Below are 14,100 nucleotides of genomic sequence, written 5' to 3'. Positions count from 1 at the left end.
CCAGAAAAGGCAATTGCTACGACAACGCACCCATGGAAAACTTCTTCAGCGTACTGAAAAGAGAAATCTATGCCGGCCACGTCTACCAAAGCCGGCAAGAACTCGTTCGGGCCATTGAAAATTTTATTCGCTATTACAACAACGATCGAATTAAAGAAAAGTTAGGAGGTCTGAGTCCGAAAGAGTACCGTGAACGCATGCAATCAGCATAGAACGAATGGTATGTAAAACAAAATCGAGCAAGCGAAATGCTCACTCGATTAAGTCCAACTTTATGGGGTCACTCTACATTGGCCGCAAGGGTCTTTTTTTGCGTTTTTCAAATGAACGGCAGCTACCTTAACTTTCGTGAAGGTAAATTTTTATGTCGATCTTTAGCCAGTTGCCCCGCATCTCCTTTTCCGCAACCGTTGCGAAAAGGAGCTTCCCTGCATCCATGAGGCGGGAGAAAACCACATTGTCCCGCCGGGGAACATAGCCGATTTTTATCTTCTCCAATGTCTCGATGCGAATCGCCTGAGGGTCGTGGGTATTGTTCGGCTCCCGATAAAAGACCAGCCGATCCCCGTCCCGAAGCGAAGGGGCCAGAGTTTCAATTCCCTCAATGTGAGTCGTTCCGGCCACATAGGTATCGAAAAGATAAATGTCCCGCTCGAAAGGCGTCGGCAAGGTTACGGTCGTTTCATTGTGTAGAAGGTATTGAATGAGCGCACCCTGATCGCCCTTTGCCAAATGATTCATCGCTCATCCCCCATTAAATCACAAATATACTCTTGCTGGGTCTTGATGGCCGTTTTGAAATTCGCCAATTCCTCTTTCAGTTGACGCAATTTCTCCGCCTTTTTCTTCTCATCTTCCAAATAAATTCGCCAAATATAGGGCGGATTGGATCGAATCCCTTCAATGTCTTTTTGCACCCCGTCGATTAAGCCTTCCAACCGCTCCGATTCCTTTTCCAAGGCGACAGCGGAAGATAAATCATCGTCCCTAGACTCACCACTCTCCGCAATGGCATCGATCAGGCGCAAGGCCTTTAGATCACCACGCTTATAGGCTTCCGTGGCGCGGTAAAATAATTCGATTTCCGCCTCGGTCGCAGAAGGATTCAAATCCGGATGGAGGCGCTTCACCAGCTGCTTGTAGAGCTTTTTTATCGCCTTCGTCTCCTCCTCCGACAAAAATTCCTTGGTTGAGGCCTTCAGTGCCTGATTTACCTCCGACATCTTTTCGTCCAACTTCTTCTTGTACTCGAGAAATTCCTCGTCCAGCTGCGCCTCCACGGCCTTTAAATCGATCCTTTCCCGGCGATTCTTCTTCGCCTGAATCAAATCCTTCTTTCGACGCAAACGAAGGTAGTCGCAGGACGCTTTGTACAGCTGATATTCAAGGCCACCGAAAATCAAGGTATACTCCCTTTGAATATTCACACAAACCACGCTCCGGAGATGCTCCCTTTCCAAAAGAAGCGCCTCCAGATCCTGTTTGAGCTTGCGAACCGTCTCCCTTGATTGCTTCAAATCGGGAAACTCAATCAATTCACCCATACCGCGCCCTCCTTTCTCCTTATCCAATTTATTATCCGACAAAAAGGTATTATTGCGCTTCTTCCTCTTCCAATTCCTTTAAGGTTCTACCGTCTTCCGTTTTCCATTCGGTTCTCCCATTTGCGTTGGTTCCTAAAACAAAGGCAGCGGCATAGGAAGGGCTGTTAAACAAATGGTTTTTGCACACTCTTCCGTCCATGATTTCATTATTTTTTCTACAGGTATCCCGCAATTCTTTTATGGATCTCGGTATCGCCTGCGAATCGATCAATTCAATCATGCTGCCATTCAGTACGACAAAGCCTTCGTCGGTTCTTTTGCACCTGGCTTCAATCCGTCGATTTGATTTCCTGCTTTTTCTGGACAAAAACAAATCATATTGTTTCTCGAGTGCTTTTTCCTCCGACATTCTCCTCATGTTGTCACATAAAGCTAATACTTGCATCTATTTTATCGTCAATCAATGTCTTTATCCACTTTTCATTCAAGTGTTCGGCTGATTTTCATTCAAGTATTTGGCCTGTTTTCATTCAAGTATTTGGCAGATCAAGAGGGAGACATAGTAAATGATGTAGATGATGTTGAGCCAGCCGCCGCGAATAATCATGTGGGGGCCTTTGGGCAGTTTCCCCACCAGGGGTGTGACGAGTATAAGCACGGCCGGGGTCAACAGCACCAGGAAGCGGGGAAATAGAGTTACACCGAAGAGGATCATGGCGCTCAGCGCCACGTTTCCTATGGCCATGATGCCAAAGGTGATAATGGCTTGGAATTTCAGGAATTTAAAAAATTCATCGAAGGCGCCTTGGCTTTCGTGGCGGGATAAAAGGCCCAAGTAGGCGCATTGAATGTGGTAGGCGCCGCCCAGTATGAGCCCGAGGGCATTGATGAGGTAGACGATGCGTCCCATGGCCTCGTGGGGTTCCCGGCAGGCCAGGACCATGTGGTACAGGCCGATGCAGTAGATAAAAGCACCGATGGGGCCGATGATGCCGCCGATGTATAGCCGTTTGACGGCCACTTGTTTCATAATGGCGGTAATGCTGTTGATCGTGTCTTTGCTGTCGTAATCGTCGCGACTGTAGTATAGGGTCATGTCGCCTGCAAACATAAGGCATGCGCCCACAAGGCCTATGAGGATGGATTGTTTCAGCGTCATCCTGTGTGCTCCTTTCATCTCGTTTAAGTGATAGTCGTTGTCGCTTTTATTATACCGCTCGGAAATTTTGAAAACCACCTCCATAAAAAAAGCACCTACTTTCGCAGATGCTTCCGGTTTTTGTCCTCGTCGTGGGGCTTCTACGACGGGGAATTTATTCGTCTTTTTCGTCTTCCAATGCTTCGGACACTTCTTCCGCCACGGCTTCTTTGATTTTTTTGTCTTCGATAATGGAGGCTTCGGCCAGTTGATCCAGTTTTTCTTTATCTTTTTTACTAAATTCCAGGTCGTCGTCTAATTTCTTTCTCGTGAGGCGGTTGATTTTCTTTCTTTTTTTGATCTCGGATTTTATTTCGCTGCGCTCCCGAATCCAGGCACCGATTAAGATAAGGATGAGGATAAGCCCCAAATACCCTAAGATGGGATAGAGGATGGCCATAAGTTTTTTAAACCCCATAAAAGATAGACCGAAGCCTGCCAAGGTGAAGAGGATCAGGTTTCGCTTAAAGCTGCCTTCTGTGTGGGAGAAGCGCCGCGCGGCGGAATAGAAAAGGGACATGCCCGTGTTAAAGATCATGCCGAAGATGATGACGGACATGGCGAGGCCCATGGCGGGATGCACGCTGTCCAGCACGGTCTGCATGGGAATGTCCGCATCTTTTACGATTTCCAAGGCGAGAAAGAGGGTCGCGCCGACGAGCCCTGTCAGGATGGCCACGAGACCGCCGCCGATCATGCCGCCGATGCGGGCTTCGGCCGGGTCGGTTTTACTGCCCCCTAAGACGAAGGCCATGGAAATGCCGCTGATCATGCAGAGGCCGAAGTAGTTAATGGTGGAGAGGGGAAGGTTGGGAAGCGCCGGCGGCAGGCTTTTGCCCAGTACGTCCAAAAACGCGGCATCCGGCGTGGCCTTGACCATGGTGTAGACCGCACCGATCAAGGTAAAGACCAGGACCAGGGGCGTGAAGGCTCCGATGATTTTCGCCACTTTGTCGAAATCCAGCATTCCCACGACGACGATGAGCACCGTGCACAGAAGGGAGCCCACCCAGGGCGCCAGGCCGAATTGTTGATTCAGATTGGATCCGGCGCCGGCGATCATGACAAAGCCCATTAAAAAGCAATTGACGATGAGGGCGTAGTCCATGAATTTCGTCACGGCGGTGGAGGTCACCTCGTCGAGGACGTCGATGTGGCTCTCGGCGACGAAATGGCTGCCTAATTGCAAGACGATGCCACCCACCACCACGTGCAACACACCCACGGCGGCGATGGCGTAAAGGCTCGAAAGACCGAAGGACAGAAAGTACTGCATGAGCTCCTGCCCGCTGGCCAGGCCGGCGCCGGTGAGGACGCCGACGTAGGCGAAAATTATGCTTCTTGTTTTTTTATTCATAAAACTCCTTTGTTAAAAATTACGACTTAACATAAATAGTTTATCATAAAAATTTCCTCCATCAAAATCGCCTGCTTTTTCCGATTCGCTTCCGGCTGTTGCCCCACGTCCCCGGCAGGTCCTTCCAAAGGTAATTGTCCCCTCTGTTAATGCCGACTAATTTCGACATAATGGATAGAAGCGACGACTTTCTTGTTCACTTTCTTTTCCTCCCCGTCTACATTGTTCTTTCGAATTTCGATCGCCAATACAAGGCGTAAATTTGTATGGATAAATAGATGGCTACGACGATGATGATCTGTAATTTATCGACGCCCATCAACGAAAACATAATAAGCATGGCAGCGAACAGATAAATCATGAAGTCGTAAGCTTTGGACTTGGCTTTTTCCGCGATCAATAGATTTCTTTCGTCGTTTTTTTCGATCTCTATTTGTCTCTTTAATTCCTCATTATTTCTCGTAGAGAAATAGCTAATGATGTTTCCCGTATGATGACCGAATATTCCGCAGCCGATGCCGATCAACAGATAATACATGGCGACGATCCCTTTCTCGACGCTCACACCGTGCATGTGGGCGAGAATACCGAGGACGATCAGCGCCAGTCCAAAAAGTGCAAAAACTAAATTTTTCAAAACCGTGTTATTTTGTTTCATCTTCCGCTCCCTCTTCGTAGATAAAAATATCTTCTATGGTCAATTGAAAGTACGCGGCGATTTTAAAGGCCAAAAGAATGGACGGATTGTATCTTCCGTTTTCCAAGGAACCGATGGTCTGCCTGGATACTTCGAGAATATTTGCCAGTTCCGCCTGCGTGATGCCGCGTTCTTTTCTTATTTCCTCGAGTCTGTTTTTCAGATGGAATCACCTCCGGATGATGACAAGCTAGCTTTACATTTAGTGTAATCGGTCGCCCCTTTTATGTCAAGCTTACTTTCCATTTTTTCGCGCGCTTTTTTCCCGAACAAATCCATCCCCACCACGAAAGAAAAAAAGCACCTACTTTTGTAAGTGCTTTTCTCAATTCCTTATTCCATCATTCCGTAAGCCATCCCCGCTTTTTCCACCCGCGAAATTCCGTCCACGCCATGGCGATGCACAACAGACAGGTGAGGCTATCTGCAATGGGCACGGCGAAAAGGGCGCCGTTTAATCCGTAGGTTGCGGAGAGCATAAGTGCCAGGGGAATCAAGAGGACGCCCTGACGCACCAAGGGAATGAGCAGGGAGCGGAGGGGTTTTCCGATGCCTTGAAAGAAGGAGGCCGTGGTCATGTGGAGGCCGTAGAGGAAAAAGGCCATCATGTAGAAGCGGAAGAAGTGGGCCGCGCAGTCGCCGTAAAGGGAATTGCCCGAGACAAAAAGGGCGGCAATCTGACGGGGCAGCAAGAGGTAGACGGCGGACCAAAATGCAGAAATGATCAAGGCGATGGTCGTGGCCATGCGGTAGGTATGGCGCACCCGCGCGTAGTTTTTCGCCCCGAAATTGTAGCCGTTAATGGGCTGAATGGCAGAGGAGACGCCGACGAACATGGCGTGGGCCATTTGGTAGACTTTCATCATCATGCCGTAGACGGACAATGCCATGTCGCTGCCGTAAATGGTGACGGCGCCGTAGATACGCATAAGGTTGTTGAGCACGATTTGTACCAATGCGGTCAATACTTGTGTCAAGAAACTGGGAAAGCCCAGCTTCAAAATCCGAAGGGTCAAATCCCGGGTCGGGCGCAAGGCACCTTTTGTGAGGCGCACGGTCTTGAGCCGGCGAAGATAGAGGAGGCACAGGACTCCGGCCACCACTTCGCCGATGACCGTGGCGATTCCCGCGCCAACAACCCCCATATGGAGCCCGAAAATGAAGATCGGATCGAAGACCACATTGATGGCGGCGCCTGTCATCATGCATTTCATCGTGTACTTCGGCGAACCGTCGGCACGAATCATGGCGGTAAAGGCGGGGCAGATGAGTTGAAAGGGGAAGCCGATGGCAATGGTCCGAAGGTAGGCGAGGGATTCGTCGTAGGCCGTATCCGTGGTGCCGAAGAGCCGCACGATCTGCGGCGCAAAAAGACTGCCGATCATGGCCATGACGAGGCCGCTCACGATGATCCACATGACGCCTTGACCGAAGATGCGATCCGCCGTATTCTGATCCTTTCGCCCCAAACACAAGCTCACGTTGGCAGCGCAGCCGTCGCCGAGCATGAGGGCGACGGCGTTTACGAGGATGGCGACGGGAAAAGCCACATTGACCGCCGCCATGCCGGTGATCCCCGCGCCCTGCCCGACGAAGATTTGATCGACGATATTGTAAAGGTAATTCACCATGAGGGTCAGCGTCGTCGGCACCGAGTAGCGGAGCAAAAGCTTCGAAATCGGCTCTGTCGCCAAAGGGCTGACACCATTTTGCGTCTTTTTCACCATGCACCTTCCTCTCTTCTTTTCCAAGGAAGTTTGCCGCAAATAAAAACATTCGGCGACAAAGCCTCCCAAAAGGCGTAACCTTGTGCCGAATGCTATTTCAAATTTCAGAAAACGAACAGAAAGGGCATCCGGCAACAAACCGAAAAGCCTCCTTCTCCCCTCCAGACCGGACTGTTGGCTTCGGACTTTCACCGAATTAGCTTGCGCTCGCGGGCTTTACCGCCAGTAGAAAAAATTCGTTTCCGAAGAAAACTTTCACCCTTAATCTATCACTGTTTTGCCGTGTGGTCAATCGATTTATTCATTTTTTTGTTTTTTCATTAGGTTTCTCGAAAAAATCAACTGCACATAAATAGCATCGATCACAAAAACGCAACATAAAAAACCGACGCAGGCAATCCTACGTCGGTATTTTCGAATCTCTCTTTTATTTCACGAGACTTATTTTTTTCTTATTTAGGATAAAGGAGCCCAGGAGGACCAGCGCCAGTCCCACGGCCATGTTTAAGGTAAAAGTTTCGCCCAGTACGAGTACGGACAAAAGGGAGCCGAAGATCGGTATAAAGAGTTTGTAGACGCCGAATTCATTGGCGTGGTAGTGTTGCAGGACCCAGGTCCACATGGAAAATGAGGTCGCCGAAATAAAAGCGCCGTATAAAATCATGACGCAACCTTTCGCCGTGAGGACCAAGGGCCTTGCGGCGAGGGCTCTTCCCAAGAAAATGAGCACCACGGCACCGATGATGAATTGAAAGGACGTGAGGATAAAGGAATTTTCGCCCTTTCCGTATTTTCGAATCATGACCGAGGCCAGGGCATTTAATGTGGTGGCGATGAGCACAAAGCCTTCCCCGGCAAAGTGAATGGTGCCGGTGTTCTCCGCCGGGCCATTGGATATAATGATGCCAAGAGTCCCCAACAGGAGGGCGATGAGAATGTTCGGGTTCACTTTTTCCTTAGGCAAGAGAACCGCCGAGATCAACACCACGAGAAAGGCATTGGTGGATTGAATAATCGAGGACTTCACGCCGGCCACGTGGGAAAGGCCCACATAATAGAAAATGTATTGAAGGGACGTTTGGATCAAAGCCAGGATCACGACGAATTTCCAGTTCACTTTCTTAAAGGCGATCCGCCGCCCCTTTTCGCTCACTTTAAAATAGACCATGGTCAAAAAACCGGCCAGCAAAAAGCGGATGCCCGCCACCCATATTTTCAGTCCCGTGTCCGTTTTTCCGATGCCCAGCTCCACAAAGGTGCATTTAATTAAGGGTATGGCACTCCCCCACAAAAGCATGGCGAGGATACTCATGACTATGGCTTTTTTCTTTTCTCTTAACAAATCTACCTCCGCATCGATACTTATCCCCGCTCCGCCGAAGCCCGCGAAGGGGACAAACCATGGCTCACGGCCAATGAAAAACCCCGACGTGGCAGGGATAAATCACCATGTCGAGGTTTGTTTTATTTATTTCTCTTTTTCCATGCTTATTCCGGAGCCATGGTTTCAACGAAAGACATTATCCTGTTTCGACCCCATGGGATCGATGACGCCTTTATCATAACACAAAGTAAGGCGCTCGCGACAAAAATAGAATCGCTCATGGCTATTATGTTTTCCGAATCCTTACAAAAATTAAATTAACCCTTGCCCATAACGGACATGAAGCGTTCAAACATCATGTTGGAATAGCCCTCTTTTTCCACGAGATCCTTCCAATGGAGAATGGCCTCCGCGTCGGTGACTTCATCGGGGAGCATCATGCTTCCGTCCTTCAAGCTGATGGAGGGAGAAAATGCCGTGATATCGTCTCTATAGCGAATGGTGATCTTGCCGTTTGGGGCGATGTCGCTGATGTTTTGGCAAATAAAGGTGATGCCGGTGGTTCCAAGGGTATCCAAAGAGGGATTGTCCACTTCCTTCAGCTTTCCGCCCTCTGAAACCGCAAGTTCCTTGAGGCAAACAGAGGCGTTCTTGTACTTGGGAATCACCAGGTAGCATTCCTCGCCGTTAAGGTAGGGCCTGCCTGCGCCCTCGCTCTCTTTCACGGAAATAAGCATGTTCGGATCTTCCCAATTCGTGAACACGCCTGTCCAAACGTGTAATTTCGCCAGGGTCTCTTTCAAGCTCCCTTCGTCAAAGGCACCGCCCAGGTGGATGATGAAGGCCTTGTGGTTTTCATCGGCCGGATCGACGCCGAGTTTTCTCGCCATTCTTACATAAACATCGGATATGGGATCTGCGTCAAATTTGTCGTCCCTCAGTTTTAAAAGGGACGGGCACAGTCCCGCGTCCGGATCGATGGATTGGGCGCAGACAAACATAGGCGCGCCCACTTCGTCGATATAGATCCGTTGATCCGGAGCCTGGCCTTTGTCCCAGAGATTGTTAAGCACCAAACCGGTATAGTGGTTCGGATTGTAGAAATAGGACGAATCGGTGCTATCTCGATAATAAATGCTCGTTTCTTTCGCCTGTGCTTCGACCAAGCTGTTTTCGATGAGTCCCAACAGCTCGCCCTTCGCCACGCCGAAATGCTTCATAAGGGCATCGTCGTCGATGAACTTGCCGTCGGGAAGGGAGAAATTAAACACGGTGTAATGAGCCGGCCCCTGTTCCCAAAGATCGAAAGTTTTGATCATGACGCTTAGCACATCCTCGTCTTGATAGGCGGAAAAAGCGGCATAGATTCCGGGATCGTTGCCTTCCATTTCCTTCTCATATTTCTCGTAGGTGGCCTTCATGGCGTTCACCATGTCGTCGATCCGCTTGTTGGCCCCGGCCGCGTCCTTGGAATCCAGGAGAATCCGCGGCACGTGGAGGCCGCGATCCTCTCGCTTCGCAGAGCCCGCGTACTTCTCGTCCACGAAATCCTTCCACACCTTTCTGTCTTCCACATAATAAGAAACGGATCCGATCGTCGCGCCTTTCACAGGGTTTAATAGGGCCACTGCCTTTGAAGCGGTACCATTCGCCGCCCCATTCCCACGCTTCGCACTTTCCTTTCCGGACTCGGCCGAGCCAATGGCGCATCCTGCGAGAAGCACCGCCGCCAAAAAGAGCATCAACGCCATCGAACTTCTTTTCATGTCATCGCCTCCTTTAAAGAAAATATATCTACTTTGCTTTATTATAGTACAGAATTAGCGGGAATGGATTGTTATGTGAGAAAATTTAAAGGCACCCTTTTTTCTAAAGACCGTTCCAACAAAATGATACATACCTTGAACTATTCCCTAATTTATTTTTCAACTCTCACACTTTCATGTGATGTAAAAAAATCTCCCCGGCAGCGAAGCGGATTGGGACGTGGTGGACCATCATTTCGGCACGACCTCGGAAGGTATCAGCTACTATCCCAAAGGCGACGATTTAGACGGCACCAACAGCTGGAGCATCCAGACGGAGGTGTCGGCCATTGCAAAGAGTGCAGAATTCATCGAAGCCGACGACTCGGCTGACGATACAAATCAATAAACAACACATCTGTTTCCTTCTAAAAAAAACACGCCGGATGGATTCCCTCCCGGCGTGTTTTGTTTTGTGTGTTTCGTTGTACTGCCGCGATCGCCTATTATCCCAAGGTAAGAAGAAGCGCTATTTTAAATTTCTTTGTCGCTTTTACCGAGTGGAGGCCGCCCTTGGCAAAGTGAAAATTTTCGCCGGCGCGAATGGTATGGTCTTTTCCCTCATATTCAATCACGCCCTCGCCGTCCAAGGCGAAGACAATTGCCTCGCCGGGAGCGGCGTGCTCCGAAAGGCCCGTGCCTTCGTCAAAGGCCATAACCACAAGCTTCATCTTGTCATTATGCACCACGTCCATGTTGACGATCTTTCCTTCTTCATAAGGAACAAGGTCTTCCAGCCTAAAAACTTCTCCTGCTTTGACTAATTCGTTCATCCTGCTCTCCTTTCCTATGCAAACTTCCGTATAGACACTGCCCTCTGTTGTTCCCATGCCCATAGGGGTGCCCGCCAATGTGACGATGTCGTCTCCAACTTGCACCACTTGCAAAAATAAGATCTTTCTGTCAATTGGACATTAACAACTTTTATTGAAAAAATAGCACATTCGCTCTTATTAATTTTTCTTTTCAAAAGTCGAGGCATCCAGTAGAGACTTAGCAAACTTTTCAGTTCCTTTTAAAAACTCATCGTCCGGCATCCAAGAAGCCTTTAATTCTTCGTCTATAAGTTTAAAACCTGCCTTTTCGAGTTCTTCTCGTAAAACTTTGTTCCCTTCTCCCGACCATCCGTAGGAACCGAAAACTCCTGCTACCTTGTCTTTAAATTTAAGTTCTTGAAGAAAGTGTAACCAGCCCGAAATCGTGGTAATTGCAGATTGTCCGACTGTGGGAGAGCCTACAGCGATGGCCTTCGATTTAAAAACTTCAGTCATTATGTCATTTCTGTCCATTTCTGCCACAGACAGAACCTTTGTCCTGGTGGACGGGGAGAGTTCTCTTATATCATCTGCAATTTTGTGGGCAATTTTTTTGGTTGCTCCCCACATTGAGTCGTAGATAATTGTGACTTGATCTTCCTTATAAGCATCTGCCCATTCAGCATATTTTTCTACTATTTCAAGGGCATTCTCTCTCCAAATACTACCATGACTTGTTGCAATAATGTCTATAGGCAGGTTCATAGCTACAATCTCCTCAATCTTCTTTTTAGCAAAAGACGAAAAAGGCGTTAAAATGTTCGCATAGTACTTCATCGCTTCATTCCATAGAATGGTCGGGTCTGCCTTGTCGTTGAAGAGTTCACTTAGGGCATAGTGCTGACCGAAGGCATCATTGGAAAATAAGATATTGTCTCCGGTCAAATAAGTTGCCATTGAATCCGGCCAGTGAAGCATTCTCATTTCTACAAACACTAATTGCTTTCCGTTTCCTATATCCACAGAATCCCCGGTTTTTACAACCCTATAGTCCCATTCCGGGTGATGATATTGCCCAACGAGCGATTTTTTACCATTGGCTGTACAGAAAATCGGAGTATTTGGAATTTCCTCCATAATTTCTAATAAAGACCCTGAATGATCGGGCTCTCCATGGTTAATAACGATATAGTCAATTTCCTTCAACTCGATTTCACTCTTAAGATTCTTTACAAACTCTTCTTTATGGGGAGTCCATACAGTGTCAATTAATACCGTCTTTTCTTCTTTGATCAAATAAGCATTTTGGCTGGATCCATTGTGCACGGAGTATTCTGTTCCGTGAAATTCCTGAAGTTCCCAGTCAATTTTTCCGACCCAATATACATTGTTCTTGATTTGTTTTTTCATAATTTTTCATCTCCCCTTCTTTTTATTCCAATGTTAGAAGAAGCGCCATCTTAAATTTCTTCGTCGCTTTTACCGCGTGCAGGCCGCCCTTTGCAAAATGAAAATTTTCGCCGGCGCGAATGACATGCTCTTTTCCTTCATATCCGATCACAGCCTCGCCGTCTAAGGCAAAGACAATTGCCTCGCCGGGGGCGGCGTGTTCCGAAAGGCTCGTGCCTCCATCAAAGGCCATAACCACAAGCTTCATTTTGTCATTGTGCACCACATCCATGTTGACGATCTTTCCTTCTCCATAGGGAACCAGGTCTTCCAGCCTAAAAACTTCTCCTGCTTTGACTAATTCGTTCATCCTGCTCTCCTTTCCTATGCAAACTTCCGTATACACACTGCCTTCTGTCGTTTGCATGCCCACGGGGACATCCGCCTCGGTTAAGATGCTTTCCCCGGCATGCACTACTTGCGAAAAGCCGTCTTTTCCGTAAACCGCCACGCTGCCTTCAGCCACGATCAATAGTTTATGGTAGGGATAAATTTCTGCGCTAATATCCGTATGCTTCGCCAGGGAAAAAAAGGTGATCCCCTTATCGCCGCCGAAGGCTTTTGAGACGGTGCATCCCGGAATCGGCGGATTCTCCTTTCCGATGGAAAAGACCTTGCCAACGGTTTTCTCTTCGTTGACCTCCATGTCATTCATGCTTTCTCCTCCTCTCTCGCCTTTCTACTTATAGTATAATAAAATCGTAGCAACGCATACGTTGTTTTGGCAACATATCGGAGGATTTTATGAATACTTTTTTTCTGGCGAACACACAGCTTTTTCGCGGTATTAGAGAAGACGAAATTGCAGAGCTTCTCCTCTGCCTCGGCGCCTATGAGCGGAAATTTCAAAAAGGCGACGTCATCTTCCGAGCCGGATCGCCTGTGGATGAATTCGGGCTCGTGGCATTCGGAAGCGTCAATATCGTCGTGAACCTTTATTGGGGTAACAGCATTATTTTCGGGCATGTGGCCAAAGGGGAGGTCTTTGCGGAAAACTACGCGGCCATTCCCGGAAAAGAGCTCCTGTGCGATGTCATCGCATGCGAAGATACCGACATCATCTTTCTAAATGTAAAACATGTTTTGACGACCTGCCGGAAGGGATGTACCTATCATAATCGCATCATTCAGAATATGCTTCGCATCTCTGCCCAAAAAAATTTAAACATGTCTTCCCGCATGATACATACCGCTTCCAAATCTTTAAGGGAAAGGCTCCTGTCTTATTTTTCCGAGCAGGCCCTGGAACACGGAAGCGCGTACTTTACCATCCCCTTTAATCGGCAACAGCTCGCCGATTACCTCGCCGTGAACCGCAGTGCCATGTCCAATGAACTTTCTAAAATGCAGGCGGAAGGACTTATTTCTTACCGTAAAAATGAATTTATATTGAAGGAGACCGACCATGATGAATGAGTTGCGATGCAAGCGCATTTATGAGCCGGCGGCGGACACCGATGGTTTCCGCGTGCTCGTGGACAGGCTCTGGCCGCGGGGCATAAGAAAGGAAAATGCCCGAATCAATTTATGGGCAAAGGAAATTGCTCCATCAAAGGAGCTTCGAAAATGGTTTTCTCATGATCCTGCAAAATACGATGCGTTTGAGGCGCTTTACAGACAGGAATTGAATAGCAACCCGGCGTCACACGAATTCAAAAATTTGTGCATGCAAAAAGCACAGGATCAACAGGTAACTCTGCTGTACGGTGCAAAAGACGAGAAGTATAATCATGCCGTTGTCTTGAAAGAATGGTTAGAAGAAAGAACTGATCCGTAAATAAACAGTTGGTCCCATGCAAGGAAAGCGGAAGGTACAGCGCACGGAACTCTGCATGCCTTGTGGCATCATTTGTTTGCTCGACGAGCGACTAAAACACATGGTCCGGACACCTTCACGAGATATATGATGATTACGAGGAATGTACAACATATGAAAAAAAAATCTCTGTCCATGATTAGAGTGACCCCATAAAGTTGGACTTAATCGAGTAAGCATTTCGCTTACTCGATTTTGTTTTACATAACATTCGTTCTATGCGGATTGCATGCGTTCACGGTACTCTTTCGGACTCAGACCTCCTAACTTTTCTTTGATTCGATCGTTGTTGTAATAGCGAATAAAATTTTCAATGGCCCGAACGAGTTCTTGCCGGCTTTGGTAGACGTGGCCGGCATAGATTTCTCTTTTCAGTACGCTGAAGAAGTTTTCCATGGGTGCGTTGTCGTAGCAATTGCCTTTTCTGG

General features: G+C 48.1%; 18 protein-coding genes and 1 riboswitch. Of the genes, 4 read left to right on the top strand and 14 right to left on the bottom strand.

Annotated elements, in window-relative coordinates; all coding sequences use genetic code 11:
- Nucleotides 1–212: IS3 family transposase (locus tag KO087_RS09280; RefSeq protein ID WP_215508699.1), on the top strand; the 212-nt coding region annotated here is incomplete at its 5' end.
- A gap of 127 nt (nucleotides 213–339) precedes the next feature.
- Here KO087_RS09280 and KO087_RS09275 read toward each other — a convergent pair.
- The 10 genes from KO087_RS09275 to KO087_RS09230 form a co-directional block, all read right to left on the bottom strand.
- Nucleotides 340–741, bottom strand: coding sequence for an HIRAN domain-containing protein (locus tag KO087_RS09275; protein WP_215508940.1), 402 nt, complete (start codon nucleotides 739–741; stop codon nucleotides 340–342).
- Nucleotides 738–1,544, bottom strand: coding sequence for a coiled-coil domain-containing protein (locus KO087_RS09270; RefSeq protein WP_215508939.1), 807 nt, complete (start codon nucleotides 1,542–1,544; stop codon nucleotides 738–740). Before KO087_RS09270 ends, KO087_RS09275 begins: the two co-directional genes overlap by 4 nt.
- A 49-nt stretch (nucleotides 1,545–1,593) precedes the next feature.
- Entirely contained in the window at nucleotides 1,594–1,953 is a 360-nt protein-coding gene (locus tag KO087_RS09695; protein ID WP_490393065.1) for a DUF4357 domain-containing protein, read from the bottom strand.
- 117 nt (nucleotides 1,954–2,070) lie between these two features.
- Nucleotides 2,071–2,703, bottom strand: coding sequence for a DUF6796 family protein (locus tag KO087_RS09260; protein WP_215508937.1), 633 nt, complete (start codon nucleotides 2,701–2,703; stop codon nucleotides 2,071–2,073).
- 154 nt (nucleotides 2,704–2,857) lie between these two features.
- Entirely contained in the window at nucleotides 2,858–4,099 is a 1,242-nt protein-coding gene (locus KO087_RS09255) for a hypothetical protein (RefSeq protein ID WP_215508936.1), read from the bottom strand.
- Between the two features lie 217 nt (nucleotides 4,100–4,316).
- On the bottom strand, nucleotides 4,317–4,757 hold the full coding sequence (locus KO087_RS09250; protein ID WP_215508935.1) for a hypothetical protein: 441 nt from the start codon (nucleotides 4,755–4,757) through the stop codon (nucleotides 4,317–4,319).
- Entirely contained in the window at nucleotides 4,744–4,959 is a 216-nt protein-coding gene (locus KO087_RS09245) for a helix-turn-helix transcriptional regulator (RefSeq protein ID WP_215508943.1), read from the bottom strand. The genes KO087_RS09250 and KO087_RS09245 overlap by 14 nt, the downstream gene beginning before the upstream one ends.
- A gap of 178 nt (nucleotides 4,960–5,137) precedes the next feature.
- Nucleotides 5,138–6,520, bottom strand: a complete 1,383-nt coding sequence (locus KO087_RS09240) for an MATE family efflux transporter (protein ID WP_215508934.1) — start codon at nucleotides 6,518–6,520, stop codon at nucleotides 5,138–5,140.
- Between the two features lie 148 nt (nucleotides 6,521–6,668).
- Nucleotides 6,669–6,777, bottom strand: a riboswitch (FMN riboswitch).
- Nucleotides 6,778–6,950: 173 nt separating this feature from the next.
- Nucleotides 6,951–7,865, bottom strand: a complete 915-nt coding sequence (locus tag KO087_RS09235) for a DMT family transporter (protein ID WP_215508933.1) — start codon at nucleotides 7,863–7,865, stop codon at nucleotides 6,951–6,953.
- 299 nt (nucleotides 7,866–8,164) lie between these two features.
- Complete coding sequence (locus tag KO087_RS09230; protein ID WP_215508932.1) at nucleotides 8,165–9,613, bottom strand: hypothetical protein; 1,449 nt, start codon at nucleotides 9,611–9,613, stop codon at nucleotides 8,165–8,167.
- Nucleotides 9,614–9,833: 220 nt separating this feature from the next.
- Between KO087_RS09230 and KO087_RS09225 the strand changes: the two genes are divergently transcribed.
- Nucleotides 9,834–10,001 (top strand): hypothetical protein, encoded by a 168-nt coding sequence (locus KO087_RS09225; protein WP_215508931.1) that lies wholly within the window; start codon nucleotides 9,834–9,836, stop codon nucleotides 9,999–10,001.
- A gap of 97 nt (nucleotides 10,002–10,098) precedes the next feature.
- Here the strand turns inward: KO087_RS09225 and KO087_RS09220 are convergent, their stop codons facing one another.
- The 3 genes from KO087_RS09220 to KO087_RS09210 form a co-directional block, all read right to left on the bottom strand.
- Nucleotides 10,099–10,425 (bottom strand): cupin domain-containing protein, encoded by a 327-nt coding sequence (locus tag KO087_RS09220; RefSeq protein ID WP_251375020.1) that lies wholly within the window; start codon nucleotides 10,423–10,425, stop codon nucleotides 10,099–10,101.
- Nucleotides 10,426–10,605: 180 nt separating this feature from the next.
- The gene (locus KO087_RS09215; protein ID WP_077074797.1) at nucleotides 10,606–11,817 is read right to left on the bottom strand and encodes an oxygen-binding di-iron domain-containing protein; all 1,212 of its coding nucleotides are present in this window, start codon (nucleotides 11,815–11,817) and stop codon (nucleotides 10,606–10,608) included.
- Nucleotides 11,818–11,839: 22 nt separating this feature from the next.
- Nucleotides 11,840–12,511, bottom strand: a complete 672-nt coding sequence (locus KO087_RS09210; protein WP_251375018.1) for a cupin domain-containing protein — start codon at nucleotides 12,509–12,511, stop codon at nucleotides 11,840–11,842.
- Nucleotides 12,512–12,600: 89 nt separating this feature from the next.
- Here KO087_RS09210 and KO087_RS09205 point away from each other — a divergent pair, with 89 nt between their 5' ends.
- Both KO087_RS09205 and KO087_RS09200 read left to right on the top strand, forming a co-directional pair.
- A complete protein-coding gene (locus KO087_RS09205; RefSeq protein WP_215508930.1) occupies nucleotides 12,601–13,272 on the top strand; it encodes a Crp/Fnr family transcriptional regulator in 672 nt (223 codons plus the stop codon).
- On the top strand, nucleotides 13,262–13,633 hold the full coding sequence (locus tag KO087_RS09200) for a DUF488 domain-containing protein (RefSeq protein WP_251375016.1): 372 nt from the start codon (nucleotides 13,262–13,264) through the stop codon (nucleotides 13,631–13,633). The genes KO087_RS09205 and KO087_RS09200 overlap by 11 nt, the downstream gene beginning before the upstream one ends.
- Before the next feature lie 255 nt (nucleotides 13,634–13,888).
- On the opposite strand, the gene KO087_RS09195 is transcribed toward KO087_RS09200, so the two are convergent.
- The coding region (locus KO087_RS09195; RefSeq protein WP_215508699.1) for an IS3 family transposase at nucleotides 13,889–14,100 on the bottom strand (212 nt) is incomplete at its 5' end.

Source organism: Peptoniphilus rachelemmaiella, assembly GCF_943169845.1.
In the GTDB taxonomy this organism is placed as follows: domain Bacteria; phylum Bacillota; class Clostridia; order Tissierellales; family Peptoniphilaceae; genus Aedoeadaptatus; species Aedoeadaptatus rachelemmaiella.
This window is presented reverse-complemented; position numbering and strand designations above follow the sequence as displayed.